The sequence below is a fragment of the Limnobacter sp. genome (genome assembly GCF_036846585.1).
Taxonomy (GTDB): Bacteria; Pseudomonadota; Gammaproteobacteria; order Burkholderiales; family Burkholderiaceae_B; genus Limnobacter.
In genome coordinates, this window is sequence record NZ_DAIUBR010000007.1 from 62,230 (window position 1) to 88,187 (window position 25,958).

A 25,958-nucleotide genomic window follows, 5' to 3' on the forward strand; every position below is an offset into this window, starting at 1 on the left:
GCAAGCCTGCCGAGCGGGCACATCTAGAACGACGGACGGAATACCTATTTATAGTGAAGGGTAAGCCCGATGGACAAGATAATCACAAAAGCATCACTCTAGATGATGAAGACGCCCTCACTCTTGGAGTCGCCATGCTCAAACGTATATTGCCCTGCATCGCCATCGCCGCCAGCGCCCTGCTTGGCCAACCCGCCTTGGCTGAACGATTCCCCGATGTGCCCCGTCCCATCGACTACTTCGTGAACGGCGAGGAAATTCTGGCCGTGAACACCCTGCGCGATGAAATTCGGACACAAGGCAATTTTCCGCTGGCCAAAGCCCTGCTAACAATTGGCAGAGACGACCTGCTGGGCTTGAACCGCAGCCTAGACAGCTTCGACACCGGCACACTTGAAACACCCCTGGGCGGCGAATTTGAGGTGGACAAGGAACAAGTTGCCGAGTTTCGCACTGCACGTGCGCAACGCGCCAGCCGGGGTTTGAACAGAGGGTTCGACACACCACTGGGTGGTAACCTCAGCGAAAGCAATATGGAACAAGCCGTGCAATTTCGCAGCGAACGCGCCATGCGTGGTACGCGTGGGTTAAATCGCTTGGGGTACAGAAGCGGGTTCTAAATGAGGGATTCATCAGACCAGGGTAACTTTTTGCAATCCTAGGTGCAATTGTTACTCTTCGGCCTACACCCTCTTCAACATCATGACTTCAAATGCAGACCAAACATTATTGCGACGGAAAGTTGCCTATTAGAACCGCGGTAGTGTGCTGACAAAATTCAAAGGATCTCAAATTTATTACCCCGGCATTTTGCTGGCGATTAGCGCGTGTACGGCAGACCCTACCGCCACCCAAAAATCATTTGTATATGAAAACTTTGTGGGTGAAGGTCGCCCGGAATACAAAACCACCGCGAATCAAATTGAACTGCGCGAATCCCCCGACTCAGGCTCCGCGATTGCCAACAAAGCATCTATTTCGAAAGAGCAGGCGCTTACTTTTGAGCATGCGATTACCCGCACACTGAAAGCGGGACAAATCGAGCTGCAAGGAAATCTATCGATACAGGTCAGAGAGTTTGGCGAAATCGACACCTTGCCAACAGATCGGTATTACGACGAATCAATCACATGGGTTGAGAAAAAGATTACCGCAAATGATAAGCCTACGTTACTGATGTGGATGGCTGAGGGAAACTGCTTGATAACAATCAAGCAAACCGTGAATGAGAGCAATTCGTGCCCAATAGAATCGGACCGCCATTGGAAGCTAACAAGTCAACCAACTACGGAAAGCTGGATTCAAGTGAAAATCAGCGATTCAAAAGGGTGGGTTAAAGTTGACGGCCAGCAAATCAAAGAGGTTTCCAGAGGCTTCTGATTTCAAAGAATCTGTTATTTTGCTGGCCGCCAATCGTTCTATCAAGCAGCCTGCTTGGTGACCTTCTTGGCCTGCACCTTGCGGGCCGAAGTTTTATTGTCAGTCGCAGAACCTTCCCTCACAAACTCCAGCACACCGTCTTCAAGCTTGCCTTTCTTCAACACCGGGCGGTCGGCCAGGTAGTTGTTCACCACGGTCCACGGTGCGGCGGGGCCTTGCTTGGGCAAACGGTCAGCGGCACGCTTCATGTAACCTGCCTCTAGGTCAAACATCGGCGTGTCGTCGGTTTCAACACCTTCGGCATTGGGCACCACGCGGGTGTAGCCGTGCTTGTCCATGTGGTTCAACACACGGCAAACGAACTCAGCCGCCAGGTCGGCTTTCAAGGTCCACGATGCATTGGTGTAACCAAACACCATCGCAAAGTTGGGGATACTGCTCATCATGACGCCCTTGTAGCTCATCACCTCGCCCACGTTCACAGGCGTGCCATCGACTGTTGCGGTCAGGCCACCCAGAATTTGCAGGTCAAGCCCGGTGGCGGTAATGATGATGTCGGCTTCCAGCACCTGGCCGCTTTTCAGCTTGATCCCGTTTTCAACGAAGGTATCAATGTGATCGGTCACAATGTCGGCCTTTCCTTTCTTCAACACCTTGAACAAATCACCATCAGGCACCACGCAAAGGCGCTGGTCCCAAGGGTTGTAGCTGGGCGTGAAGTGCTTCATGTCGAAGTTCTTGCCCATGCGTGCGCGGGTTGCACCCAACAGCAGGCGCTTGATCGCTTGTGGGCGTTGTTTGCTCAGCTTGAAAATCAAACGCTGCAATCCGATGTTACGGGCACGGCCAATGTTGTACACCCAGGTATCGGGCATGAACTTCTTCAACACCACGGAAACCGGGTCTACAGAAGGAATGGATGCGATGTAGGTTGGCGAACGCTGCAACATGGTCACATGGCCCGCGGTGTCGGCCATGGCCGGCACCAGCGTAATGGCAGTTGCGCCGCTGCCAATCACCACCACGCGCTTGCCGGAATAGTCCAGGTTTTCAGGCCACTGCTGTGGGTGCACCACGGTGCCCTTGAAATTCTTGATGCCAGGGAATTCGGGGCTGTAGCCTTTGTCGTAGTTGTAATAACCGGTACAGCCCAGCAGGAAGTTGCTGGTGAACACCTGCTTCTCGCCGGTTTCCTCAACAATGCCTTCCACGGTCCACTGGTTGGCTTGGGAATCCCAGTTGGCGGCGGTTACCTTCAAACCAAACTGAATGTCTTTGCTTACATTGTGTTCTTTGGCGGCTTCGGTCACGTACTCGCGAATTTCCTGCCCGTTGGCCAATACTTTCTCGCCCTTCCAGGGTTTGAAACTGTAACCCAAAGTAAACATGTCGGAATCAGAACGAATGCCAGGGTAGCGGAACAAATCCCAAGTACCGCCAATCGCTTTGCGACGCTCCAGAATTTTGATGCTTTTGCCCTTGCAGTTTTGCTTGATGTGGCAAGCTGCACCGATGCCAGACAAACCGGCGCCAATAATCAGCACGTCTACGTGTGGATTGTTCATTGCTTTGTTCCCCTTATGTGACCGTCTATGTGACTTTTTGTATTGTCAGTTGAGAGAATAGTGGCGAGCCGGGTCTGTTGGCTAGTAAGAAATACTCTAAACTGGGCCAACTATTACACAGAGCAAGGAAAAATGGAATTTCTTGAAACACTGAAACAGCGCCACAGCGTGCGCGCGTTCGACCCCAAACCAGTGCCCCAAGACGTGCTGGATCGTCTACTTCAACAGGCTGCACTGTCACCGAGTTGGTCCAACACGCACCCCTACCGAATTGCCCTGGCCACCGGCGAAACACTGGAAAATTTGCGCAGCGAACTGTATGGGCGCTTTCAGGAAACCATCAAACTGCAGCGTGGTGGCAAGCTGGCGCAAATCAAAGGGCTGCTGAGCCGCAACAAAGGCATTCCCGATGGTGATGTGAAGCCCGTGGTGAACTACCCCAAAGACCTACAAGCCCGCCGGGTTGAATGCGGCAAAGGCCTGTATGGCGTGCTGGGCGTAGAAAGAAACGACCTGAAAGCCCGCGACCAGGCCATGGCAGAGAACTTTCGCATGTTTGGTGCACCTGCCGCCGCTTTCGTGTTTGTGCACCAAGGTGTGGGCATTTACAGCGCGCTGGACGCCGGTATTTTTTTGCAAAGTTTAATGCTGGCCGCCACCAATGAAGGCTTGGGCACATGCGCGCAAGGTGCGTTGGGCTTGTTCCGCAGCCCCCTGGACAAACACTTTGAAATTCCCAAGCAATACAACTTGTTGTGTGGCGTGGCGATTGGATACGAACAGGATGTGCCGGTGAACAAGTTTCAGCCCGAGAAAATAGCGGCGAGTGAATTGATGTTGCCACAGCGCGGGTTCGGCCAACTCGGTAGTGGGTTTGAATGAAGGCTTCAATGTTCTCGCTTCGCGACACCCAAGACCCGACCGACGCGAGTTGACCGATACACCGGCCGGGTTTCACGCAACAAGCACAGGGCACCGATTTCAGCGCTTTTTGATAAACCGGTTCGTAAACCGCACTGCCTCGGAATACGGGAAGATGTCCTCAATATGCCCCTGCGTAATCCTGTCCTTACGTTCCTGCCAAAACTCGTATTCCAGCAAATCCCGGTGTCGGTTCAAAAATGCTTTTCGTACCCGTCGGTCGCCCAACAAGAAATGTCCAAACTCTTCGGGGAATACGTCTTTCGGACCGACGGTGTACCACGGCTCTGCAGACATTTCTGCCTCGGGGTTGGGCGCATCGGGAATGCGACGGAAATTCGAATCGGTCATGTATTCAATTTCGTCGTAGTCGTAAAACACCACCCGGCCCAGACGCGTTACACCAAAATTCTTGAATAGCATGTCGCCCGGAAAAATATTGGCTGCCGCCAGTTGCTTGATGGCGTTGCCGTATTCGGTAATGCCGTGCTCCACTTCTGCATCCGTGCCCTGCTGCAGGTAAATGTTCAGCGGGGTCATGCGCCGTTCAATGTACACATGCTTGATCACCACTGTGTCGTCTTCAAACGTCAGCGAGCTTTCGCAAGTGTCTTTCAGGTGGTCAATCAATTCCTGTGAAAACCGGTTCAGCGGCAAACCCACATGGCTGTATTCCCAAGTGTCAGCCATTCGGCCCACGCGGTCGTGTTCTTTCACCAACTGGTACTTGCGCATCACCCCCGCCCGGTCAATTTCTTTGCTGGGCGCAATTTTGTCTTTGATCAGTTTGAACACGTACGGGTAAGAAGGCAGCGTGAACACCGCCATCACCAAACCCTTGATACCGGGCGCCACAATAAACTCGTCGTGCGAATGTTTCAGGTGGTGCAAGAAATCGCGATAGAACAAAGTTTTACCCTGCTTGTGCAAACCCAGCATGGTGTACATCTCGGCCTTGGGCTTGTTGGGCAACAGGGTGCGTAAAAATTGCACGTATGCGCCCGGCGTCTCCATGTCGACCAAAAAGTAGGCGCGCGTGAAACTGAACAACGTGGCAATTTGCTGCACATTGAACAGCACCGTGTCGATGTACAACTTGCCCGACGAATCCCGTAAAATGGGAATGGCAAAAGGCTGCGGCATGTTGGCATTAATAAACTTGCCAATGACGTAAGCACCCTTGTTTCGAAAAAACAGGCTGGAGAGCACCTGGATTTGGCAATCGGGATCCACCTTGATGGGCCGTGGCATCACTTGCCGCGCGGCATGCACCACGTAACGCAAGTCGCGTTCCAAATCCACAAATTCCGCATTCAGTGAAAAGTCACGTACCAGGCGCTTCAGTGTTTTGCGCAAGCCACCGCTTTTTGGGTTGGCCGGGTAATAGCTGCGGTAGGAAGGCGGGTCGCTTTCCACGTAATCGGTACTTACTGCGGGGCGCACGAACAAAAACCGGTTGTGGTAATAATCGCGGTGCAAAATTTTTGTCACCGCGGAGTTGAAAAATGTTTCCGCCAACTCGGGCTGTTTGTGATCCACCAAATAGGTCACAAAACGGGTTTTGATTTTTGCCCACACCGATTCCGACATCAACAGCGAACCATAGTTGCGGCGCAACAGGTCCACCGCCTCTTTCACTCGCTCGTCGTAAAAATCAATCCGGTCACGGGCCAGTTGTTGAATCAAATGCCAGTCGCCTTCTTCAAACAGTTTTTTGGTTTGCTGGGCGCAGTAACGAAACAGCCTGTAGTGCTTGTCAAAGCCTGCCAGAAGGTCAGAAGCCACTTTTTTGGACAATTCGCGCTCTTCGTCCTCGCTCAGGTGACTGGTTTCGCTGAGTTCACCAAAATCTTCTTCCAGCGTTTTCAGATCCAGGGGCAGACTACTCATAACATGGTTTCCGCAAACAATTCCCGGCCAATCAACATGCGGCGAATCTCACTGGTGCCTGCGCCAATCTCATACAACTTGGCATCGCGCCACAAACGGCCACAAGGGTATTCGTTAATGTAGCCATTGCCGCCCAGAATTTGAATGGACTCGCCCGCCATCCAGGTGGCTTTCTCAGCCGAAAACAAAATGGCACCCGCACAGTCTTTGCGCAGCTTGCGCACTGTTTCCGATGTGGCCTTGTCGCACGCCTTGCCCACTTGGTACACATAAGCGCGGGTGGCCATCATGGTCGAATACATGTCGGCCAGTTTGCCTTGAATCAACTGGAATTCACCAATACTTTGGCCAAACTGCTTGCGATCATGCACGTAGGGCACCACCACGTCCATGGCAGCCGCCATAATGCCCAGTGGGCCACCGGAAAGCACAGCGCGTTCGAAATCAAGCCCGCTCATCAGCACATTCACACCACGGCCTACTTTGCCCAGCACATGGGTTTCGGGCACTTCACAATCCTCGAACACCAATTCGCCCGTGTGGCTGCCACGCATGCCAAGCTTGTCGAGCTTTTGCGCAACTGAAAAACCCTTGAAGCTTTTTTCAATCAAAAAGGCCGTAATACCATGCGGCCCTGCGGCCAAATCCGTTTTGGCGTACACCACCAATACATCGGCATCGGGCCCGTTGGTAATCCACATTTTGTTGCCGTTCAGCACATATTTGTCGCCCTTTTTGTCGGCGCGCAGCTGCATGCTAACCACGTCTGATCCCGCACCGGGTTCGCTCATGGCCAAAGCGCCAATGTGCTCGCCAGAAATCAGCTTGGGCAAGAAGGTGTTGCGTTGCCATTCATTGCCGTTACGACGAATCTGGTTCACACACAGGTTGGAATGGGCACCATAACTTAAAGCCACTGAAGCACTGGCACGCGAAATTTCTTCCATGGCCACCATGTGGGCCAAATAGCCCATGCCGCTGCCGCCCAGTTCTTCTTCAACCGTCAGCCCCAACAGCCCCATGTCACCCATTTTTCGCCACAAATGCATGGGAAACTGGTCTGTTTTGTCCATTTCTGCAGCCAAAGGCGCAATCTCTTTCTGGGCAAAAGTTTGCACCGCATCGCGCAGGGCGTCGATGTCTTCTCCAAGATCGAACTGAAGCCCGGGCAAATTCAACATATCAAAGTCTCCGCAGAAGTTATGTTTTTTTGAAATGATGCCCTACAATCAGCCCCTTGATCCACACAAATGGCTGAAAAGTCACCAGAAACCTCATGGGAATTGAACGTTTGTTTGAACCGCCCGTTTTGGGCCAGCCAACCCCCGTTGCACCCGGTGTGCTTTGGCTGCGGTTACCGCTGCCGTTTGCGCTCGATCACATCAATGTGTGGTTAATCGAGGAAGAAAACCAATACACCCTGGTGGATTGCGGCGCCGGCCTGCCTGAAGTGGCCGCCATGTGGGAAGAAATCGAAAAAACCCTGTTCACCCGCAAGCCGCTGGGCCGCATCATTTGCACCCACGCCCACCCCGACCACATTGGCATGGCTGGCCCGCTGGCACGCCGCCACGGCGTGCATGTGCACATGTCCACCGGCGAATACTTCATGGCCCGCGGCCTGTGCGCCAACCTGCCCGGCTTTGACGGCAACACCCTGGGCACATTCATGGCAAGCCATGGCCTGGTGAACGAGAAAAAAGCCGATGAAACCAAAGAAGCCCGCGGTGGCCTGTTCTCCAAACTGGTGCCCGAACCACCGTTGAACTACCAGCGCATTCAGCATGACGATGAAATTGAGATTGGCGGCCACTTGTGGCGTTGCCACGCCGGTTTTGGGCACAGCCCGGAACACATCAGCCTGGTGTGCGACAGCCTGAATTTGATGATCAGCGGCGACATGCTTCTACCCACCATTTCAACCAACGTGAGCGTGTACGGCATTGAACCCGAAGGCAACCCTCTGTTGCTGTTTTTAAAATCGGTTCAAAGCATGGCCCACTTGTCGGATCAACTCACCGTGCTGCCTTCGCATGGCGTACCCTTCAAAGGCGTGCACGACCGGTGCGCACAATTACTGCGCCACCACGACCACCGTTTGAATGAATTGCTTGAAGCATTGAAGGAAAAACCGCTGACTGCCCGCCAGGCCATCACCGTGCTGTTCAGGCGCGAAATGGACGGCCACCAAATGAGCTTCGCCATGGGCGAGTCCATCGCCCACCTGCACTACCTGTGGTACAAAGGTTTGGTGAAGCGGTCAACCATTGAAGGCGTATGGTCTTTTAAGGCTGCTTAATCACAAGCTGACCCTTTAAATTCGCACAAGCAACCCCATTTCTATCGTTGACCCAATTTTTGCAGCACACAGCACCATGAACAAAGCAGCCCACAACATGATCCCAGTCACCATTCTCACCGGTTTTCTGGGCAGTGGAAAAACCACCTTGCTGAACCGAATCCTGAAAGAAAACCACGGCATGAAGATCGCCGTGATTGAAAACGAATTCGGCGAAGAAGGTGTCGACAACGACCTGCTGATGCAAAACGAACAGGAAAACATTGTTGAAATGAACAATGGCTGCCTGTGCTGCACCGTGCGTGGCGACCTGGTGCGCATTCTGGGCGAAATGGCCGCCAAGCGCCTGGCAGGTACCATCAAATTCGACCGCGTGGTCATTGAAACCACCGGCATGGCCGACCCCGGCCCCGTGGCACAAACGTTCTTCGTCGACGACCTGGTGGCTGAAAGCTTCATTCTGGACGCCGTCATTACCGTGGTCGATGCCAAACACGGCATGCAGCAACTCGATGAGCACCGGGAAATTCAACAACAAGTGGGTTTTGCCGACCGCATTCTACTGTCCAAAACCGACTTGTGTACGGAAGACGAAGTCACCGCCCTGAAACGTCGCCTGGTTAGAATGAATGCGCGCGCCGAAATGATGATTTCTGAATTTGGCGTGGCCCCCATCGACAAGCTATTGGATGTGCGCGGCTTTAACCTGAATTCGATTCTGGACATTGCGCCCGATTTTCTGGACGAAGACAAACACACTCACAACGATGAAATTCAAAGCTTTGTGTTCAAAAGCACCAAGCCATTCGATGGGCAAAAGTTTGAAGAATTCATGGGCTCGGTCACCCAGGTTTACGGGCCCGACATGCTGCGCTACAAAGGCATATTGAACATCAAGGCCAGCGACCGACGCGCCTTGTTTCAGGGTGTTCACATGCTGATGGGGCTGGACTGGGGCAGAAAATGGGACAGTGCCGAGAAGAAAGAAAGCAAAATCGTGTTTATTGGGCGTAAACTCCCCAAGGAATTTATCACCCAAGGGTTAGAGCTTTGTCTGGCCCGATAGCGGATATACTGGTATATAGTCAATAAAAAACCAAAGGACTAGAGGCTGTGCTATGACCACTGAAAAGACGCAAGTCATCACCGAGAAGCAATTGCTCGCGATGAAAGAAGACGATTACATGAACGAGGTGCAGCTTGCCTTTTTCCGCCAGCGCCTGCAGGACATGGAAAAAGAACTGCTGGCCAATGCAGGCGAAACCACCGAGCACCTTCGCGAAACTGTCGTGGTACCCGACCCCGCAGACCGCGCCACCATCGAAGAAGAGCACGCACTTGAACTTCGCACCCGCGATCGAGAGCGCAAGCTGCTGAAAAAAATTCAGCAATCCATTCAAAAAATTGATGCTGGCGAATACGGCTGGTGCGAAGAAACAGGTGACCCCATCGGCGTAGCCCGCTTGCTGGCACGCCCAACAGCCACGCTGTCGCTGGAAGCCCAGCAACGTCGTGAACTGAAACAGCGCATGTACGGGGATTAACCCCTTCGATTGGCTGGTGTGGTGCGAGAAAGCACGTTGACCTTGGTTGGCGTGCTTTTTTTAAGCAGAAATCGTTTCTGGGCCGGTGATTATGAACAACGCCACTTCAGCTCAAGAGTCACCAGCACTTTTCAACACCAACGCCCTGTCATACACAGTATTTTTGGCCAAGCCAGTGGCCTTCACCACCACCGCCACCGCTGTTTTCAAAGGCAGTTCGGCCAACAGCAAGCCAAGCAACGTGTCCAGGTCGGCACTGGCCTGGGCAGTTTCAGCGTCGCTTTCAGAAACAGAACTAGCCCCGATCACCCACGCCCACTCACCACGCTCGGCATTGGCATCTTGCCGAACCTGCTCGAACACCACATCGCCCATGCCACGGTAAAAAGTTTCGAACTGCTTGGTCAGCTCGCGCCCCGCACACATGTCGCGATTGCCCGCACCCAAAGCCTCCAGGTCGGCCACCAATTGCATCACGCGGTGAGGTGCTTCAAAAACAACTTGGGGTTCTGGGCAGGCGAGCCATTTCTTCAAATCATCCAGCCGGCTTTTGCCCTTGGCGGGAAGAAAACCCCGAAAAGTAAAAGCGCCATCCACCAGTCCACTGGCCGCCACCACCGCCAACACACTGCTGGCACCAGGGACCGGCACCACCTTGAAACCGGCCTCGGCCACGCAACGCACCACCACTGCGCCGGGGTCGGAAACAGCAGGGGTGCCCGCATCGCTCACCAAAGCCACCGACTCACCCCGCTGTAAACACGCCAACACGCCTTGTGCGCTCTCTCGCTCATTGTGGGCATGGTGTGCCATCAATGGCTTCTTGATTCCCAAGGCATCCAGCATGCGGGCTGTGTTGCGGGTGTCCTCGGCAGCAATTCGGTCCACCTGCTCCAGCACCGCGCGGGCACGCAAGCTTAGATCACCCATGTTGCCGATGGGGGTTGCCACCACATAGAGTGAGGGTTCACGCCTTGTCTGATCCTTTGCGTCAGAATTCACTGCATCCTTCACAACATCCCCATCACCGGCTTTCTGCATGGCGTTCACACCCAAATCCAAAGTTCCTGAATTGTCCGGCATTCCATGGGCCACACGCAAATCAAGAACACGAAAACCCACAATTCCTTGGTCTGCCCCCAAAGAAAAGACCCTAAACACACCCGTTGAACCCAACGCGCACAAACTGGCCATTCTCGCCCAAGGCCAACAAGCTGAAATACAGGCCCTTCGGCTGCTTGAATCCAAAGGCCTGGTACTGGTTGCCCAAAACCACCGCTGCCGCTGCGGCGAAATCGACCTCATCATGGCCCAAGGTGACACAGCCGTGGTCGTCGAGGTGCGCTTGCGCAGCAACAGCCGCCATGGCGGCGCACTTGAAAGCATTTCCCGCCAAAAACAAAGCCGCGTGGCGCGTTGCGCCAAGTTGTGGTGGGTGCAGCAGGGTCAACGCAAGTTCCAGCACCTGCGTTTTGATGTGGTCGCACTGGAAAACGGCACAGATACGCTTTGGGTTCAAAATGCGTGGCAAATCAGCAACTAAACCCGGATCAAACCGCTACACCAAGCAAAATGCCTGCAAGCGGCTCACCTATAATAGAAGGCTCGATAACCGCCAGAAGGCCTGTCGCCATGGACCTGATTACACGCATTACCCAACAATTTGATGAAAGCATTGCTGCCAAGCAGGCAGCCACCGAAGAACTGTCTGGTCCCATTGCCCAAGCCATTGAGCTGATGGTGAATGCGTTGACCAACGGCGGAAAAGTACTGGCATGCGGCAACGGCGGGTCGGCTGGCGATTGCCAACACTTTGCCGCCGAACTGGTGGGGCGTTTCGAACGTGAACGCCCGGGTTTGGCTGCCATTGCCCTGACCACCGACTCATCGGCAATCACGGCAATTGGCAACGACTACAGCTTCAATGAAATTTTTTCAAAGCAAGTGGCTGCAATCGGCCAACCCGGCGACGTGCTGCTGGCCATTTCAACCAGCGGCAACTCGAAAAACGTACAACTGGCCATTGAAGCCGCCCAAGCACGCGACATGAACATTGTCGCGCTCACCGGCAAAGGCGGCGGTCAAATGGCCCAACAACTGAAAGAAAGCGATGTGCATGTGTGCGTTCCACACAAGCGCACTGCACGCATTCAGGAAATACATTTGCTGGCGATCCATTGCATTTGCGATGGCATCGATCTAAGCCTACTTGGAGAAGAAGAAAATGAGTCGTAAATCCCAGTTTTTCGCCCGCACCAAGTCTTCTGCCATCAGCGCCATATTGGTGGCATCACTGGCAGCGCCGCTGCTGGGCGGCTGTTTTGTAGGTGCCATGGCTGGCATTACAGCAGGTTCACTGGCCGCAGCCGACCGCCGCACCGTGGGCACACAGGTTGAAGACCGCACCCTGCAAGTGAAAGCAGAAAGCGCCATCCGCGAAAGCTTTGGTGAAAAAGTGCACATCAACGCCACCGTGTACAACCGCCAAATTTTGCTGACCGGTGAAACACCTGACGAAACCATACGCAGCCAGGTTGAAGCCCGCGTATCCACCTTGCCCAACATTCGCCTGATCGTGAACGACATTCAGGTCGGCTTCAAAAGTTCGCTGTCGGCCCGCTCAAACGACGCCTTCATCACTGGCAAAGTCAAGGCCTCGCTATTGGATGCCCAAGACATTTTCGCCAACTCATTCAAAGTCACCACCGAAGCCGGTGTGGTTTACCTGATGGGCCTGGTCACTGAGCGAGAAGCCAACCGCGCGGCCTCCATTGCCGCAGGCGTGCCTGGCGTGGTGAAAGTGGTCAAAGTGCTTGAACTGATTTCGGAAGCTGAACTTTCCCGCCTCTCGGCCACTCCAAACAACGGAACCCAACCACCGGCTGACAGCGGCCCCCGTTAAAACATGATCAAGAAGTTTATTTCCCTGTGTTCAACCCTTGCATTGGCGGCCCTGTTGGCCGCCTGCGGGGGCGACAAGGCACCGCAGGTGGATTACACCACCATCAAGGGCCTGACCATTACGCCTGCCGATTACCAAGGGCAGGTGATGCTGGTGAACTTCTGGGCCACCAACTGCCCAACCTGCGTGAAGGAAATGCCCGACATTGTCGACACGCACAACAAGTTCAAAGACCAGGGGTTTCGAACGATTGCGGTGGCCATGAGCTACGACCGCCCCGACTACGTGGTGAACTTTGCCGAAACCCGGCAGCTACCGTTTGACGTAGCGCTTGATGTCTCGGGCAGCATTGCCAAAGCCTTTCACGACGTAAAAATTACGCCTACCACCTACGTGATCAACCGCAAAGGCGAGATCATCAAAACCTATGTTGGCGAACCCGACTTCGCAGCGCTGCATGCGCTGATTGAAAAATCACTGGCCGGGAAAGTTTAAAACCCGCGCCCAACACCGAAAAACTACTCGTCACCCCACTTGAAGTCGTCCATCACGCGGCGGTCCCGTTTCGTGGGCCGCGCCTTGATTTCCAATGCAGGGTCTTTCATCAACTTGCGATTGGCCGCACGCTCAGCGCGCTTTTTCGCGCTGTCCATGGTTTCTTCGTACAAGCCCTGCGCAATGGTCGCGCTGCCACGCTTGTCGCCCAAACCTTTCACCACCAGCACCATGTCGTCCCAACCCACGGGCACGGTCAGCACATCGCCCACCTGCACGCCATACGCTGGTTTCACGCGCTCGTCATTGCACTTGACCTTGCCACCTTCCACCACATCGGTGGCCAGCGAACGGGTTTTGAAAAAACGTGCAGCCCACAACCATTTGTCAATGCGCACTTTCGCACCCGGCGCTGAAAAGTCGGTTGTGCCTTTCGGTGTTTTGGCAGGTTCGGGGTTTCTGTTTTTACTTCGGCTCAAATCGGGTATTCCCACATGAATGCTTTCACACGGAAATTATGCCTGAGCCACAGCACAAATTCACTGCGCCCCGTTTTTGGCCAAATACCAACCGGTGTTGGTGGGGCGAAGCGCCATTTCAATGACAAACGAAGGCTGCAGCGTGGCCGCCACAGCAGTGCCTGAACTTAATGTAAACACGCTGGGGTCGAACGACTCCACTTTCAGGTTCTTGAAGTGATTCAGCATGTGGGCGTCTTTCAAAGTGGCCTCGAACCGGGCAGACACCGCGTCATCCAGACCAAATGGTTTGTTCTGAAGATAATCCACGGTTTTTTCAACCCACAGCCGCCCGAAACACAGAGCTTCGTTGTCGCCTTGGGGGCCTTGCCTGAAATGCACGCCCTCCAGTTTTTTCAACCCCTGGGAAGGCATGATGACCCAGCGACCATCGCGCGTTTGCATAATGTCCAGCAGGCCAGACAAATCCCATGCCCTTACATCGCGAGCCACCGCACTGTTGGCAGGCACTGCATTGCGGGAATATTGGTCAATGGCCTCTGGGCTGGGCAAACGGGCGCACAGCGCACCATGGTTCAAAATGAATGTTTCGGCGCGCGCGCCCTTGAGCAAATTCTCGTGGTTCAGGCTGGTTCGGGGGTTGCAGGCAGCCAGCAGGCCAAGGGTCAACGCAACAGGCAACAGGGCAAACACGCGGCGGGTCATTTTTTGGTTCCTTTTTCACTTGCTTACAGTGTGAACCTTCCAAACCGTTTGCAAAACAGCAAGAACAGCGGAAAACCCGTGCCATTTTCACTTTCGCTCATGCCCCAGGGCACGGGGGGGCGAATAACCCAACTGCCGCGCCCGCGCTTCAGCTTGCGCAGCCATCAAGGGCTGGGCGCTTTCGCGGTAATAAAGGGCCAATTCATAGCTGGCAATGCCGTTGCCCAAGCCACTGGCGTATTGCAACCAACCGATGTACCGCAACAGCCCTTGCTCGGTATCCAGTTCGCGGTGAAGGCGAGCTATCCGTGCTGCGGCATCTTTGTCGCCACGGGCAGCGCGGCTTAATTCATGCTTGCTGGTGCTAGCCAGCTTTTCTTTTGGCACCACAAAGCTGGTTTTGAACAACTTCACCTCCTTGGCCCGCAACACCCTCAGCGAATCAACCGCACCAGCCTGGTACAAGGCAACTGACTTCGCCTGCGCACTGTGGGGGTACTTTTCAAGAAACGCTCGGCAATGCTTGAGCAAATCAACAGGCCATTGCGCATTTTGAATTTCAAGCCACGCCGCGTCTTCCTGCGGATCCACTGGTTCTTGCTGCACGGGCAGTTGCGTTTCCGCGCGCCAGGACAAGGGCACCTGAACACGCGTGTTGTCCGCGATAAAAGGGTATTGCACCAATTGTCGAATCGCAGACAATGGGTGGTTCAACATGGTGCGCTCTACATCGCTTTTAACCATCCGAAACAGGTCATTGAATGTAATGTGATCAGCAGCCTCCAGAAGCTGCCTGACCAGCGATGCCGTGTAAAAAGTATTCTGGTCGGCGCTGGCAGGCGAAACGGCAGGCCGCCCTGCCCCGGTTGAAAAGCACACCATGCTGCCCAATGGTGCCTCCATCTGGTTCAAACCCTCCCCATCGCCCAAGGCATTGCGCAAATCGGTTCGACATGCATCGATCACTGTGATGTTCAACGCTTCGGGCCGTGGTGGCAATGCGGCCAGCAACTTTTGCTGCAACACCAGTGAACGCGACACCAAATCTTGCCGTGACGCGGTGGGGTTGGAACCCGAACCCAACAACAGGTTATTGGAATCAACTTGCAAACCATGCCCAGCGTAATAAAACAGGGTGACCGAATTGTCGGGTGCGGCGGCCACGCGCCTTACAAATTCTGTCACGGTGATCTGCAAACTGGCTTCATCCAGGTTCATGGCCTGGGTCACATCAAAGCCGCGAAATGCCAGGGCTTCCCCAAGGTCCATCACATTTTTGTGAATGGGCGGCAGATCGTGAGGTGCCGGGTAATCGCCATTGCCAATCAGCAGCGCAAGGCGGTGCTCACCAGAACTGGAGGCATGTGCACGCCTGAACACTACGGGTGCCGCCGCCAGCAGGCCTGCCAAACCCAACATGCGGCAAATCGCATTGCGCCGGGCGGGCGACTGCAAGGTGTTAGTGATAGTGGTAGGTGAACTCATTGCCATCGGTGTCAATACTCAATTGGGTCACCGGCTTGCCTTCCAGAGTGGCCTGCAAAAGCCGGCGGCTGACAGTGGGCAATACGGTGTTGCTTAAAATTGCCCCCACCATTCGCCCGCCTGAATCGGCTTCATTGCAACGCGCCACAATCCGGTCAATCACCGACGGCGCAACACTCACGGAAATTCGATGGGCACTGGCAATGCGCTGTTCAATTCGAGCAAGCTGCAAACGAACAATTTCAGCCAGCATGGCACTGGAAAGTGGGTAGTAAGGCACCACTTCCAGTCGACCCAGAAGCGCAGGTGGAAACACTTGCAACATGGGTGCACGCAAGGCCTGCACAAGTTCCTCGGGTGCAGGGTTTTCTGCGCCGTCCTGTAGCCCTTTTTTGCACAACGCCATCAAGGTGGAGGTACCCACATTGGTGGTCAGCAAAATCAGGGTGTTGCGAAAATCAATCCGGCGCCCCTCACCATCTTCCATCCAACCCTTGTCGAAAACCTGAAAAAACAGTTCATGTACATCAGGGTGGGCTTTTTCCACTTCATCCAGCAACACCACGCTGTAAGGTTTGCGGCGTACAGCCTCCGTCAACACCCCACCTTCGCCGTAACCCACATAGCCGGGGGGTGCGCCTTTCAACGATGAAACCGTGTGTGCTTCCTGGTATTCGCTCATGTTGATGGTGATCACATTGTGTTCACCACCATACAAATTTTCGGCCAGTGCCAATGCGGTTTCCGTTTTGCCCACCCCGGAAGTGCCTGCCAACATGAACACGCCCACGGGTTTGTTGGGGTCGTCCAACCCGGCACGGTTGGTTTGAATACGCCGCGCAATCGTTTCCAGCGCATGCGGCTGCCCGATAATTCGCGCCCCCAGTGCACAGGCCAGGTTCAACACGTTTTCAATTTCATTGCGCACCATGCGACCCACCGGAATGCCCGTCCAGTCTGCCACCACCGACGCCACACACTGCGCATCCACCTGCGGGTGAATCATGGGTGTTTCACCTTGCAGGGTTTTAATTTCGCATTCCAGTGCTTTCAATTGTTCAAGACTGGCCTGCGCCTGCTCGATGCCTTGCACATCAGCGTTCGCATTTTCAACCTGCCCACGAAGCGTCAACAAGGAATCCAGAATGCGCTTTTCTTGTTCCCATTGTGAATGAAGCCGCTCAAGTTCAGTGCGGTGCTTACCGGCAGCCTCCTCTATTTCAGAAAGGCGCAATGCATGTTCACGACCAAATGCCGATTCTTTCTCAATCGCCTCACGCTCCACATTCAGCGCGTTCAGTTGTTTTTGAATCAGTTCAATCGGTGCCGGGGTGGCGTGCTGGGAAACCGCCACGCGCGCACAGGCCGTGTCCAGAAGACTGATCGCTTTGTCGGGCAACTGCCGTGCCGGAATGTAGCGGTGTGACAAACGCACTGCCGCCTGCACGGCTTCATCCAAAAGCCACACGCGGTGATGGGCCTGCATGGCCGTGGCCAAGCCGCGCAGCATGTCGATGCCTTTGGTTTCGGAAGGCTCTTCCACTTGCACAACCTGAAAGCGCCGGGTCAGCGCCGGATCTTTTTCAATGTACTTTTTGTATTCTGCCCACGTGGTTGCGCCAATCGTGCGAAGCGTTCCACGCGCCAAGGCGGGTTTCAGCAAATTGGCTGCATCGCCGGTGCCCTGGTTGCCCCCGGCACCCACCAGCGTGTGCACTTCATCGATAAACAGAATCGTGCTTTGTTCACTGGCCTGAATTTCGTCAATCACCTGCCGAAGGCGCTGCTCGAACTCGCCTTTCATTGACGCACCCGCCTGCAGCAAACCCAGGTCCAGGGTCAGAATGCGCACGTCTTTCAAAGCGGGGGGCACATCGCCCGCCACCACCTGCAGGGCAAACCCTTCCACCACAGCCGTTTTTCCAACACCCGCCTCACCGGTGATCAGCGGGTTGTTCTGCCTGCGACGCAACAAAATATCGACGATCTGGCGTACCTCCAGTTCACGCCCTGTTACCGGATCAATGTCGCCTTTGCGCGCTTTCTCGGTCAGGTCCACCGTGTAGCGTTTCAATGCCTCTTCACCACCCAATTGCGCAGCATGCATTGCACCACTGGCCTCACCGGGTACAGCGCCTTGAGGCAAATCGGTATTGTGCAAAGCATGCTCTGCGGAATGCTCAACCATGTTTGCAAAATTTTCACTAAGCACCGCTTCGCGGATCTGTTTGAAGCGCGGTGAAATGCGCAACAACTCTTGTGTCAGAAAATCGGTTTTCAGCAAGGCCACCAACACATGGCCAGTACGCACTTTGTGCACCCCGTACATCAGCGAGGCATACACCCACGCCCGCTCTACAGCATTGGTAATGGATTCCGACAAATCGGAAATGCCTTGCGCCCCGCCGGGCTGGCGTTCCAGTGCCCGCTGCACATCGGCAAGCAACAGCCCTGCGTCCACCTCGAAGTGGCGAAGAATGTGATGCCAGTCGCTGTCGTCTTGCTGAAGAATTTGTGCCACCCAGTGCACCAACTCCACATACGGGTTGCCACGCAACTTGCACAGCACGGTGGCGCCCTCAACGGACTTGAATGCAATTGGATTTAACTTCGCGAACAGCGAAACACGGCTGATGTTGCTCATGCGGAACTCCGGGACAAGGAAGATTGGGAAGGCACAGCGGGGCATTTCATGCGCACCCTGGCAGGCAGTTGTTGGCGCTGGTGAATGCGCATTTCACCCGCCCATGCGGTTCGACCCAGTTGGGCCGTACCATTCAAACGGGCTTGGGGAATGTGATTGGTGTTGATTTGAATGTCATAATCGCAATCAAATTCAAGGCCCAAATACGCGTGGGTGGCTTGAATCAATTGCATGCGCCCTGCCGTGCCGGGCAACAACTTTTGGTAGGCCGAATACGGCATGGGGCCAACACAAATGATGATTTTGCTTTGCGCACACCACACCCGGCTGCCCAGCATGGCACCCCTGCCCAAGGCTTGCACGCTCGCCTGCTTCGGCAACTGCAACCACTGCGCCTGAAATGGTTTCACATGAACTGGCTGCCCGGTGCACGCGGACAAGGCACAGGCCAAACCTTCCTGTGTTTTGGTGCTGCGGCTAAAGTGCCCTGCCAAACCAGCTCGAAAGTGTGTGGGCAATTGTTCGCGCCCCCAACTGCTTTGTACCCCGTGACCCACCAAACTGTTCAGGCGTTGCGCAAACGGGTTGTGTGATTTGCGGTGGTAACCAATGTGCGGCTGCGATTCTGCCCATGCCCTGTAAAACAGCAGATAAGCGCGGTGGTGAAACACGTCCAGAAACTCAGAAAACGTGGGGTCATTCCAGTGGTGAATCCGCGTGTAAGCATGTTCGGTGTAATGCAAAGGCAGCGCGCCATTTGGACCAAGTAAACCGAAGTTTTGAACATACAGTTTCTGAACAGCGCCCAGACGCCCGGCTTGAATGGTTTCCTCACGCTGAAAATCTTGTGTGGCGAAATCAAGGTGCGGGTGTTGGCCCAGGCGTATGGGGTCGTCCCGCAAGCGCAGTGAAGTTCCCAGCAAGGGCTTGCCCGGGTTGGCATGTTCGATTTGCCGCAACAGTGCGAAAAAATTAGGGGCTGGGGGAAGCGACCTGCTCATGTGTTCACACCGCCACTACAACAATGGCCGGTTTCCCGACATGGCCGGGAAGTCAAACACCGCACCGGTGTGCTGGGTTCGCACACGTGTTTGCACAAACGAATTCACCGACACATGCGCGGAAAGGTAGCGTGCAAGCACGCTGCCCAAAACAGCCACGCCCGCGCCCTGCATGGCCAGTTCATCCACGGTCAGCACCACGTGCAAACCACGCACTACCGCAGGTCGCCCTTGCCGCACAATGCGTGCAACCATGGGTTGCGATTCAACACCTTGCACCGCACGTGCCATCTGCTGGTGTGCCGGCTGTGCCGGGTCTGCGTGTAGCGCAAGCAACTGGGTCAGCGCAGCGGCACCGTTGCCTTGCTGTGAATCGCCCTGATCAATCAGGCCGAGGTAATTCAGCGACAAATGCTCAATCAATTGCCAGCTGGCCTGCCCGCTGTGTGTAGGTGCCTTCGGGCGGCTGGGGCCACGTAAAAAACGGATGGATTGCAAAGGCAAATTGCCAGGCCAGGCCAGATCGGTTGGCCCTTGCCCCACGGGCATCAACAAGGGCAAATCGCGATTGGTGCACAATGCGCGAACAGCCAGTTGCTGAAGACCGTGGCCCTTGAGCAGCTCACCCGTAGGCAGTGTCAGCCCCAGGTACACTTCGCTGCCAATGTAGGAGGAACGCCCGCCTTCGCGGACCTGTTTTTCGGAAACCTGTGTGGGCACCCGCCGGGACATGAAGCGGGGCAAATCGGGATCGTTCTCTTCGGTGTTGCCATACAGGGTGGGAACTGGCTGCACCCGGTTCTGCCCATGCCCCTGAACACTCAACACGCTGTGCACTTCAAAATCCTGGGGCTTGCTGCGGTTGGCCAACACGTGCACCTCGTGAAGCTGCTCGTCCAGCAACACCCTGTCACAGCTTTGCTCGAACAGGTTGATTACCGGGGTGCAGTTCAGTGCCAGTGAATCGGTATCGACAACCCGGTCCAGTTCAGGATTCGGGTCAGTGAAACACAAAGCCAGCTCGAACGCAGGCTGATTGCAATCAGCCAAATGACGCTGCAGGCCCTGAATTCGAAAGAACAAAAAACGCTGGGGAAATGCAAAAAATTCCTGGAGCAAACGGGTGCCACTGAATTGCATTGCATCTGCAGGCAACAGGGCTTCGTCGTCGCTCAGCCCCAAGGGTTGAAGTTGCTCGCGCGCAAGGTAAGTCCAAGTGCTTTGCCCCGATACGCGAATACCCACCAACGCAGTTTTGTAGCAAACCCGGTCAAACAGGGTGTAGGCATATTCATCGCCACAACTGACATGCAGGTCAAGGGCATCAAGGGGCACTTGCGACATGGGCGATTGCGTGGTGTTTTCAATTCTCAAATGCAAGGCCGAGCGCACCACCCCATGCCCCTGCACCTTCGGGGGCACCCCCTTGAAAGGCCCATGTTCAATACTGGCAATGGCCAGTGGCCACAACGTGACTGAATGCCCCACCTTGAATTTGCACGGGGTTTGTATGCCTTTGGCCACCTGGCTTTGCAATACGGTGCCCGCTTTGACTTCAATGCCTTTCTTCAAGGCTGCATCAATGGTGTTCGGATTGAATTGAACCACCCCCATGGCGGGCACGGGCGCAAGAAAATTCGGGCTGATGCGGTTTAACAGTTGCTCGGTGAATCGCGGAAACTCTTCGTGCAGGCGAAGCTGGACACGCGCAGTAAGAAACGCGAAGCCTTCAAGCAAGCGCTCCACGTAGGGGTCATGAACTTCAGTGGCGTCCATCGCAAGGCGAGACGCAATTTTCGGAAAACGATGCGCGAACTCTGCCCCGGTGTCGCGCACGTGGGCAAGTTCCTGGGTATAAAACTGAAGCAGCCGCGGATCCATGGTGGGCAGGTTCTGTGTGATCAGAAACCGGACAGGGGCATTAGCAGCACCTTGCCGGTTTCAAGATCCACTTCCGTGCGCAACATCAGTTCAATGGGGTAAGGTTGTGCCCACAACAAACCGGAAATGCGCAAGCCAATCACATTGTGCAAATGCATTAAACCTTGCTGGGTTTCTGCCTGCACTTTGAGGGATTGACCATCAATGCGTGGTTCGAAACGGCGGATCAAATCTTCCACGGTTCGCTCGAAATCCTTGACATCAATCATCGATGCGACCTGTCCGGCCACCGGCGGCATGCCATAGGCAAGCACCGAGTTGAGCAACTGCGGTTGCTGCTGCAGGTGTTTGCTTTCAATCACGCGGGTGGCATTGAGCAACTGCTCAAGATCCCGAAGCACCATGTGGCGCAAGGCCTCTTTGGTGATGAAGCGGCTGTTCGACGATTCAGTTTGACGCGAGGGCTCGTCGTCTTGCAGACGATCCAGCAAAGCGGGTTGCAGCGCGTCTCGGGATTTACTCATACACGTCAATGTAAGTGCATGCACCAGCCTTCAGATTGGCGGCTGATTTGGGGGTGTACACCACTTCAATTTCCTTGAACGCCATGGAGAAAGATTCACTGACCTGTCGCCCTTCGCTTGCGCTGCCCGATATTTCATAATCGCAAATGCGGGCCTTTCGCAAGGTAATGCGCAGGTAATCAATGGTTAAAATTCCACCGGGGTCGCGGCACGTTAGTACCACTTTGCTAAGTATCTCGGCAGACTTCAAGGCGCTCATGATGGCGGTGCTTGAACTGTCAATGGCTTTTTGCACATTGATTGTTCGCACCGAGGCTTTGGATGCCAATTGGGAAGACGAGTGGACTTGCTGGGACATGCCCCAGGACCAACCCTGAATTTCAATCTCACCCATGTGACCACCGACCTGGCTTTCACCCTGGATGGCTCCCTGACGGGAACCCTCCAGAGCCAGGAACATATCGACTTTCGACATTGTGTTTCCTGGCTATCCGATTACTTCTCGGAGTTGGTTGCGATGTTGAAAGTCGCTTCAACCTTGCCATCGGGTCCGCCATCTTTCTTCTGTGGCACGTACACGTAGCTGAATTCAGCGAAGTTCAGGGTCACTGTTTCTGTCAAACGGTCTTCACCGCCAGATCCGCCTTGGCTAACATTGGAAATGATCACGTCTTTCATGGTCAAAACAACGTATTCCAAAGGCTTTTCACCGGCTTTGCGCACAGTCAAAACTGCTTCGTCAAAGTGTTTGCCGTTGCAACAGGCCTTGATCAGATTGGGCGTGGCTTTGTCGATGTACTTGGTCACGTTGATGTCTTGCACGCTCACCTTGCCTGCACCACCGCCACGACCCACGTGGGTTGTGCCGGACTGGGACATGCCCCAGCTCCAGGCTGCAATATCAATTTCCTTGGCGTGTACGCTGTCCACGGATTCGCCATCCACACCCTTGATTTTCAAAAACATGTCTACGGACATTTGATTCCCTCTGTAATTGATTGGTTAATAGTTCAAGTTTTAAGACGCTTTGGCGGATGGCAACTTGCTGACCAAACGCAAAGACACGGTAAGCCCTTCTAGCTGGTAGTGCGGGCGCAAATAAAAACGGGATGCGTACATGCCGGGGTTGCCTTCAATTTCTTCAACCACCACTTCGGCTGCGGCCAGTGGGCGGGAGGCCTTCACCGCCTCGGAGGAGTTCGCAGGATCGCCATCGACGTACTGCATGATCCAGTCTTGCAACCAGCGCTGCATGTCGGCCCGTTCTTTGAATGAACCCACCTTGTCGCGCACGATGCATTTCAGGTAATGCGCAAAACGGCAGGTTGCAAACAAGTAGGGCAAGCGTGCTGCCAATTTGGCATTGGCTGTTGCATCGGGATCTTCGTATTCAGCCGGCTTGTGAAGGGACTGCGCACCGATGAAAGCAGCCAGGTCGCTGTTCTTTTTGTGAATCAAGGGCAGAAAACCACTTTTGCTGAGTTCTGCTTCACGGCGATCCGAGATGGCAATTTCAGTGGGGCATTTCATGTCCACACCACCGTCATCGGTCGGGAAAGTGTGCGTGGGCAGATTGGGCACCGCGCCGCCCGATTCAATGCCGCGAATTCGCGAACACCAGCCATATTCCTTGAATGAACGGTTGATGTTCACCGCCATGGCATATGCAGAGTTCGCCCAGGTGTAGCGGCTGTGATCGGCCAGACCGGTGTCTTCTTCGAAGGCGAATTCCTCAACCGGGTTGGTTTTTGCACCATAGGGTTGACGTGCCAAAAAGCGTGGCATGCTCAAGCCCAGGTATTTGGAATCGTCGGCATCGCGCAGGCTGCGCCACGCTGCGTAATCGGGCGTGGAAAAAATCTTGGTGAGGTCGCGCGGGTTGGCCAGTTCTTGCCAGGAATCCATTTGCAAGGTGGCGGGCGATGCGGCCGACAGGAAAGGTGCATGTGCCGACGCGCTGATTTTGGCAAGCTCGCCCAGCATTTCAACATCGGGCGGGGAATGGTCGAAGTAGTAATCGCCGATCAGGCAACCATAGGGTTCGCCGCCAAACTGGCCGTATTCGTGCTCATAAATTTTCTTGAATACGGGGCTTTGATCCCAGGCCACGCCTTTGTAACGCTTCAGGGTTTTGGCCAGTTCGGTTTTGGACACATTCATGAAACGGATTTTCAGGAATTCGTCGGTTTCCGTGTTGTTGACCAGGTAATTCAGGCCACGCCATGCGCTTTCCATTTGCTGGAAGTCATCGTGGTGAATGATCTCGTTGATTTGTATGGACAGTTTTTGATCAATGGCCGCAATCATGCGCTCGATGGAATCAACCACATCGTCGCCAATCAATTCAACGCCTTCCAATGCCTGTTGCGCCAAGGTAAGCACCGCAGACTCCACCTCAGACTTCGCTTCGTCGGTTTTGGGCTTGAATTCTTTTTGCAGTAGGGAAGACAGTTCGCTGCCTTCCAGTTCGATCACATCCAGCGCGCGATTTTGCAGTTGTTCAGACATGGTTACTCACCTTGAGAAGAAGTTGATTCAGCAGGCTTCTGTGTAGCCGACAGGCTTTTCAGCAGGGCCGGGTCGGCCAGCAGCTTTGCCAACAGAGCTTCTGCACCGTTTTTCCCATCCATGTAGGTCAGCAGGTTGCCCAGTTGCTGGCGGGCTTCGAGCAGCTTGCGCAACGGCTCAACCTTGCGGGCAATGGCAGCGGGGCTGAAATCGTCCATGGATTCGAAGGTGATATCGACTGCCATGTTGCCTTCACCGGTCAGGTGATTGGGGGCATGAAAAGCCACGCGTGGCTTGATGCTTTTCATGCGGGCATCGAAATTGTCGACATCGACTTCCAGGAAGTCACGTTCAGCAACAGGCGCCAGTGGCACTTCTGACTTGCCGGACAGGTCAGACATCACGCCCATGACAAAAGGCAGTTGCACTTTTTTCTGGGAACCATACACTTCGACGTCGTATTCGATCTGCACGCGTGGTGCACGGTTGCGCCCTACAAATTTTTGTCCGCTCATTGAAAAATCTCGCAAGTAAGAGTGGTTGAACGCAGGGCGACTTTATGCATCTTCCTGCTCGAGAGAATCGGGATTGACCCCCATGATTTTTGCCACCTCGGCCAATGCTTCCGGCGCAAGGTCTTTCATCAACTGCATGAAGTTTTTATCGATCAAGCGGCGTGCACGCTTCAGCAAAAGCTGCGCGGGATTTGTGGGCTCGGCGTGTTCGAGATAACTGCACACCTGGTCGATGGCAGCCAATGCCTGCGCACGGGACTGAATTCCCTGCGCGCCGTTAAACCCCACCTGCCGGGCGTTTGTCGCTTGATCGCCATTCAAAGTTGAATCAGCCAAACCACTTGGTGGCATTGCGTCGGTGGTTTGTTCCATTTTCTGAAGTGGCAGGCAGGATTGCAGATAACCAAGCAGCGCTTTCAGTTCAGGCAGTTGCGGTAAACGGTCCATGTCAACATGGGGAGTCAATGCAGCGAGAATTCGCGTCAAGGCAGACAGGCTTTCCTGCACCACGCTGCGCAGTTCAATCGCCATTCCCTCGGGAGAACGAAAAAACTGCTCGACTTGTTCGCGCACCACCGGCAATTCCGTACCAGGTGAATTGCCGGTAAGCACTTCAAAGTCTTTCAGTCGGATCTCGCCAATGCGCGGGTTGCGTACCACAACGCAATTGCGCAAGGACTGAAAGAAAGAACCACCAAAACCAAGGCTTTCAACCACATTCAAGCGGGCATAGGGATCGCCGTCATCCAGCCGGGGGTTCACAGAGGGCCATGCAGTTTCCAGCAAAGCTGCAAATGCATTCAAGCCTTCCGGCAAGCGGGAAAGTCCTTTCAGGTTGAGCTGGGATTCGGCCCACAACACCACCAGCCGTAAATCGCGGCTTTTCTGAAGCAGGGCCAATGAACCGGTTTCAACCGCATTCCAGTCTGGTGGGGTGGCAGGCTCGAATTGAGTTTCCGGCCTGCCCCGCGCGGCTTGCTGCAACTCAAGGAATGCATTGTCGTATTCCAGATCAGGCCCGCATTCGCCATTGTCGAAAGGCAATGCCCAGGCGGGAACCGTCGCACTGAACGATTCTGGCAGCCCTGCTGATGGCGGTGGAAGAAATGAAAAAGACACGTTGTGCAAAGCCCCGAATGGTAAAACCATGCGGGACTCTAACAACCAAATATGAAGTTGGCGATGGGTCTAACCTGAGTGACATCACCACATAGAGTGAG

General features: G+C 54.5%; 26 protein-coding genes. 10 read left to right on the top strand and 16 right to left on the bottom strand.

From position 1 onward, the window contains the following. Positions 1-134: 134 nt before the first annotated feature. Together V7028_RS05240 and V7028_RS05245 are read left to right on the top strand one after the other, a co-directional pair. Complete coding sequence (locus tag V7028_RS05240) at positions 135-620, top strand: hypothetical protein (RefSeq protein ID WP_334119050.1); 486 nt, start codon at positions 135-137, stop codon at positions 618-620. 145 nt (positions 621-765) lie between these two features. Beyond that, a complete protein-coding gene (locus tag V7028_RS05245; protein ID WP_334119051.1) occupies positions 766-1,380 on the top strand; it encodes a hypothetical protein in 615 nt (204 codons plus the stop codon). 41 nt (positions 1,381-1,421) lie between these two features. Here V7028_RS05245 and V7028_RS05250 read toward each other — a convergent pair whose 3' ends face one another. Beyond that, positions 1,422-2,945, bottom strand: a complete 1,524-nt coding sequence (locus V7028_RS05250; RefSeq protein ID WP_334119052.1) for a flavin-containing monooxygenase — start codon at positions 2,943-2,945, stop codon at positions 1,422-1,424. 132 nt (positions 2,946-3,077) lie between these two features. Here V7028_RS05250 and V7028_RS05255 point away from each other — a divergent pair, with 132 nt between their 5' ends. Next, positions 3,078-3,827, top strand: a complete 750-nt coding sequence (locus tag V7028_RS05255; RefSeq protein ID WP_334119053.1) for a nitroreductase — start codon at positions 3,078-3,080, stop codon at positions 3,825-3,827. A gap of 99 nt (positions 3,828-3,926) precedes the next feature. Here the strand turns inward: V7028_RS05255 and aceK are convergent, their stop codons facing one another. Further along, on the bottom strand, positions 3,927-5,756 hold the full coding sequence (aceK, locus tag V7028_RS05260) for a bifunctional isocitrate dehydrogenase kinase/phosphatase (RefSeq protein WP_334119054.1): 1,830 nt from the start codon (positions 5,754-5,756) through the stop codon (positions 3,927-3,929). Further along, on the bottom strand, positions 5,753-6,937 hold the full coding sequence (locus V7028_RS05265; RefSeq protein WP_334119055.1) for an isovaleryl-CoA dehydrogenase: 1,185 nt from the start codon (positions 6,935-6,937) through the stop codon (positions 5,753-5,755). Before V7028_RS05265 ends, aceK begins: the two co-directional genes overlap by 4 nt. A gap of 95 nt (positions 6,938-7,032) precedes the next feature. Here V7028_RS05265 and V7028_RS05270 point away from each other — a divergent pair, with 95 nt between their 5' ends. From V7028_RS05270 to dksA, 3 genes are all read left to right on the top strand, one after another. After that, positions 7,033-8,055 carry an MBL fold metallo-hydrolase gene (locus V7028_RS05270; RefSeq protein ID WP_334119056.1) on the top strand — a complete coding sequence of 341 codons (1,023 nt, stop codon included), beginning with the start codon at positions 7,033-7,035 and terminating at the stop codon, positions 8,053-8,055. Between the two features lie 97 nt (positions 8,056-8,152). Then, complete coding sequence (locus V7028_RS05275; RefSeq protein ID WP_334119097.1) at positions 8,153-9,121, top strand: CobW family GTP-binding protein; 969 nt, start codon at positions 8,153-8,155, stop codon at positions 9,119-9,121. Positions 9,122-9,173: 52 nt separating this feature from the next. Continuing rightward, on the top strand, positions 9,174-9,599 hold the full coding sequence (gene dksA, locus V7028_RS05280; RefSeq protein ID WP_334119057.1) for an RNA polymerase-binding protein DksA: 426 nt from the start codon (positions 9,174-9,176) through the stop codon (positions 9,597-9,599). Positions 9,600-9,710: 111 nt separating this feature from the next. Here dksA and rsmI read toward each other — a convergent pair whose 3' ends face one another. Continuing rightward, on the bottom strand, positions 9,711-10,640 hold the full coding sequence (rsmI, locus tag V7028_RS05285; RefSeq protein WP_334119058.1) for a 16S rRNA (cytidine(1402)-2'-O)-methyltransferase: 930 nt from the start codon (positions 10,638-10,640) through the stop codon (positions 9,711-9,713). Here rsmI and V7028_RS05290 point away from each other — a divergent pair. The 4 genes from V7028_RS05290 to V7028_RS05305 all read left to right on the top strand — a co-directional run bounded on the left by V7028_RS05290 (position 10,639) and on the right by V7028_RS05305 (position 12,996). Next, complete coding sequence (locus V7028_RS05290; protein ID WP_334119059.1) at positions 10,639-11,142, top strand: YraN family protein; 504 nt, start codon at positions 10,639-10,641, stop codon at positions 11,140-11,142. The two genes, rsmI and V7028_RS05290, sit on opposite strands and share 2 nt — an antisense overlap. An 89-nt stretch (positions 11,143-11,231) precedes the next feature. Then, positions 11,232-11,834 (top strand): phosphoheptose isomerase, encoded by a 603-nt coding sequence (locus V7028_RS05295; RefSeq protein ID WP_334119060.1) that lies wholly within the window; start codon positions 11,232-11,234, stop codon positions 11,832-11,834. Continuing rightward, positions 11,824-12,501 carry a BON domain-containing protein gene (locus V7028_RS05300; RefSeq protein WP_334119061.1) on the top strand — a complete coding sequence of 226 codons (678 nt, stop codon included), beginning with the start codon at positions 11,824-11,826 and terminating at the stop codon, positions 12,499-12,501. The genes V7028_RS05295 and V7028_RS05300 overlap by 11 nt, the downstream gene beginning before the upstream one ends. 3 nt (positions 12,502-12,504) lie before the next feature. Next, positions 12,505-12,996 (top strand): peroxiredoxin family protein, encoded by a 492-nt coding sequence (locus tag V7028_RS05305; RefSeq protein ID WP_334119062.1) that lies wholly within the window; start codon positions 12,505-12,507, stop codon positions 12,994-12,996. A 23-nt stretch (positions 12,997-13,019) separates the two neighbouring features. On the opposite strand, the gene V7028_RS05310 is transcribed toward V7028_RS05305, so the two are convergent. The 12 genes from V7028_RS05310 to V7028_RS05365 form a co-directional block, all read right to left on the bottom strand. Beyond that, positions 13,020-13,475 (bottom strand): RNA-binding S4 domain-containing protein, encoded by a 456-nt coding sequence (locus tag V7028_RS05310; protein WP_334119063.1) that lies wholly within the window; start codon positions 13,473-13,475, stop codon positions 13,020-13,022. A gap of 60 nt (positions 13,476-13,535) precedes the next feature. Beyond that, positions 13,536-14,180 carry a hypothetical protein gene (locus V7028_RS05315; RefSeq protein ID WP_334119064.1) on the bottom strand — a complete coding sequence of 215 codons (645 nt, stop codon included), beginning with the start codon at positions 14,178-14,180 and terminating at the stop codon, positions 13,536-13,538. Positions 14,181-14,267: 87 nt separating this feature from the next. Then, complete coding sequence (locus V7028_RS05320; protein WP_334119065.1) at positions 14,268-15,665, bottom strand: caspase family protein; 1,398 nt, start codon at positions 15,663-15,665, stop codon at positions 14,268-14,270. Next, positions 15,640-18,309 (bottom strand): type VI secretion system ATPase TssH, encoded by a 2,670-nt coding sequence (tssH, locus tag V7028_RS05325; RefSeq protein WP_334119066.1) that lies wholly within the window; start codon positions 18,307-18,309, stop codon positions 15,640-15,642. The genes V7028_RS05320 and tssH overlap by 26 nt, the downstream gene beginning before the upstream one ends. Further along, on the bottom strand, positions 18,306-19,310 hold the full coding sequence (tssG, locus tag V7028_RS05330; RefSeq protein WP_334119067.1) for a type VI secretion system baseplate subunit TssG: 1,005 nt from the start codon (positions 19,308-19,310) through the stop codon (positions 18,306-18,308). The genes tssH and tssG overlap by 4 nt, the downstream gene beginning before the upstream one ends. Before the next feature lie 15 nt (positions 19,311-19,325). After that, positions 19,326-21,191: a type VI secretion system baseplate subunit TssF gene (gene tssF / locus V7028_RS05335; protein ID WP_334119068.1), complete on the bottom strand. Its 1,866-nt coding sequence runs from the start codon at positions 21,189-21,191 to the stop codon at positions 19,326-19,328. 20 nt (positions 21,192-21,211) lie between these two features. Beyond that, positions 21,212-21,715 (bottom strand): type VI secretion system baseplate subunit TssE, encoded by a 504-nt coding sequence (tssE, locus tag V7028_RS05340; protein WP_334119069.1) that lies wholly within the window; start codon positions 21,713-21,715, stop codon positions 21,212-21,214. Beyond that, complete coding sequence (locus tag V7028_RS05345; protein WP_334119070.1) at positions 21,708-22,190, bottom strand: Hcp family type VI secretion system effector; 483 nt, start codon at positions 22,188-22,190, stop codon at positions 21,708-21,710. The genes tssE and V7028_RS05345 overlap by 8 nt, the downstream gene beginning before the upstream one ends. 20 nt (positions 22,191-22,210) lie before the next feature. Beyond that, positions 22,211-22,693 carry an Hcp family type VI secretion system effector gene (locus tag V7028_RS05350; RefSeq protein WP_334119071.1) on the bottom strand — a complete coding sequence of 161 codons (483 nt, stop codon included), beginning with the start codon at positions 22,691-22,693 and terminating at the stop codon, positions 22,211-22,213. 39 nt (positions 22,694-22,732) lie between these two features. After that, a complete protein-coding gene (gene tssC, locus V7028_RS05355) occupies positions 22,733-24,223 on the bottom strand; it encodes a type VI secretion system contractile sheath large subunit (protein WP_334119072.1) in 1,491 nt (496 codons plus the stop codon). A 2-nt stretch (positions 24,224-24,225) separates the two neighbouring features. After that, positions 24,226-24,738 (bottom strand): type VI secretion system contractile sheath small subunit, encoded by a 513-nt coding sequence (gene tssB / locus V7028_RS05360; protein WP_334119073.1) that lies wholly within the window; start codon positions 24,736-24,738, stop codon positions 24,226-24,228. Positions 24,739-24,780: 42 nt separating this feature from the next. After that, complete coding sequence (locus V7028_RS05365) at positions 24,781-25,887, bottom strand: type VI secretion system protein TssA (protein ID WP_334119074.1); 1,107 nt, start codon at positions 25,885-25,887, stop codon at positions 24,781-24,783. Positions 25,888-25,958: the final 71 nt, after the last annotated feature.

Bases quoted from the DNA above. Each gene is read 5' to 3' on its own strand.
- V7028_RS05365 (WP_334119074.1), bottom strand. From the start codon at position 25,887: ATGGTTTTACCATTCGGGGCTTTGCACAACGTGTCTTTTTCATTTCTT.
- V7028_RS05265 (WP_334119055.1), bottom strand. From the start codon at position 6,937: ATGTTGAATTTGCCCGGGCTTCAGTTCGATCTTGGAGAAGACATCGAC.
- tssG (WP_334119067.1), bottom strand. From the start codon at position 19,310: ATGAGCAGGTCGCTTCCCCCAGCCCCTAATTTTTTCGCACTGTTGCGG.
- V7028_RS05350 (WP_334119071.1), bottom strand. From the start codon at position 22,693: ATGTCCGTAGACATGTTTTTGAAAATCAAGGGTGTGGATGGCGAATCC.
- V7028_RS05250 (WP_334119052.1), bottom strand. From the start codon at position 2,945: ATGAACAATCCACACGTAGACGTGCTGATTATTGGCGCCGGTTTGTCT.
- tssC (WP_334119072.1), bottom strand. From the start codon at position 24,223: ATGTCTGAACAACTGCAAAATCGCGCGCTGGATGTGATCGAACTGGAA.
- V7028_RS05270 (WP_334119056.1), top strand. From the start codon at position 7,033: ATGGGAATTGAACGTTTGTTTGAACCGCCCGTTTTGGGCCAGCCAACC.
- aceK (WP_334119054.1), bottom strand. From the start codon at position 5,756: ATGAGTAGTCTGCCCCTGGATCTGAAAACGCTGGAAGAAGATTTTGGT.
- V7028_RS05315 (WP_334119064.1), bottom strand. From the start codon at position 14,180: ATGACCCGCCGCGTGTTTGCCCTGTTGCCTGTTGCGTTGACCCTTGGC.
- V7028_RS05300 (WP_334119061.1), top strand. From the start codon at position 11,824: ATGAGTCGTAAATCCCAGTTTTTCGCCCGCACCAAGTCTTCTGCCATC.
- tssE (WP_334119069.1), bottom strand. From the start codon at position 21,715: ATGAGTAAATCCCGAGACGCGCTGCAACCCGCTTTGCTGGATCGTCTG.
- V7028_RS05275 (WP_334119097.1), top strand. From the start codon at position 8,153: ATGATCCCAGTCACCATTCTCACCGGTTTTCTGGGCAGTGGAAAAACC.
- tssB (WP_334119073.1), bottom strand. From the start codon at position 24,738: ATGAGCGGACAAAAATTTGTAGGGCGCAACCGTGCACCACGCGTGCAG.
- V7028_RS05295 (WP_334119060.1), top strand. From the start codon at position 11,232: ATGGACCTGATTACACGCATTACCCAACAATTTGATGAAAGCATTGCT.
- V7028_RS05320 (WP_334119065.1), bottom strand. From the start codon at position 15,665: ATGAGTTCACCTACCACTATCACTAACACCTTGCAGTCGCCCGCCCGG.
- V7028_RS05255 (WP_334119053.1), top strand. From the start codon at position 3,078: ATGGAATTTCTTGAAACACTGAAACAGCGCCACAGCGTGCGCGCGTTC.
- V7028_RS05290 (WP_334119059.1), top strand. From the start codon at position 10,639: ATGGCGTTCACACCCAAATCCAAAGTTCCTGAATTGTCCGGCATTCCA.
- dksA (WP_334119057.1), top strand. From the start codon at position 9,174: ATGACCACTGAAAAGACGCAAGTCATCACCGAGAAGCAATTGCTCGCG.
- V7028_RS05240 (WP_334119050.1), top strand. From the start codon at position 135: ATGCTCAAACGTATATTGCCCTGCATCGCCATCGCCGCCAGCGCCCTG.
- tssF (WP_334119068.1), bottom strand. From the start codon at position 21,191: ATGGATCCGCGGCTGCTTCAGTTTTATACCCAGGAACTTGCCCACGTG.
- tssH (WP_334119066.1), bottom strand. From the start codon at position 18,309: ATGAGCAACATCAGCCGTGTTTCGCTGTTCGCGAAGTTAAATCCAATT.
- rsmI (WP_334119058.1), bottom strand. From the start codon at position 10,640: ATGCAGAAAGCCGGTGATGGGGATGTTGTGAAGGATGCAGTGAATTCT.
- V7028_RS05345 (WP_334119070.1), bottom strand. From the start codon at position 22,190: ATGTCGAAAGTCGATATGTTCCTGGCTCTGGAGGGTTCCCGTCAGGGA.
- V7028_RS05305 (WP_334119062.1), top strand. From the start codon at position 12,505: ATGATCAAGAAGTTTATTTCCCTGTGTTCAACCCTTGCATTGGCGGCC.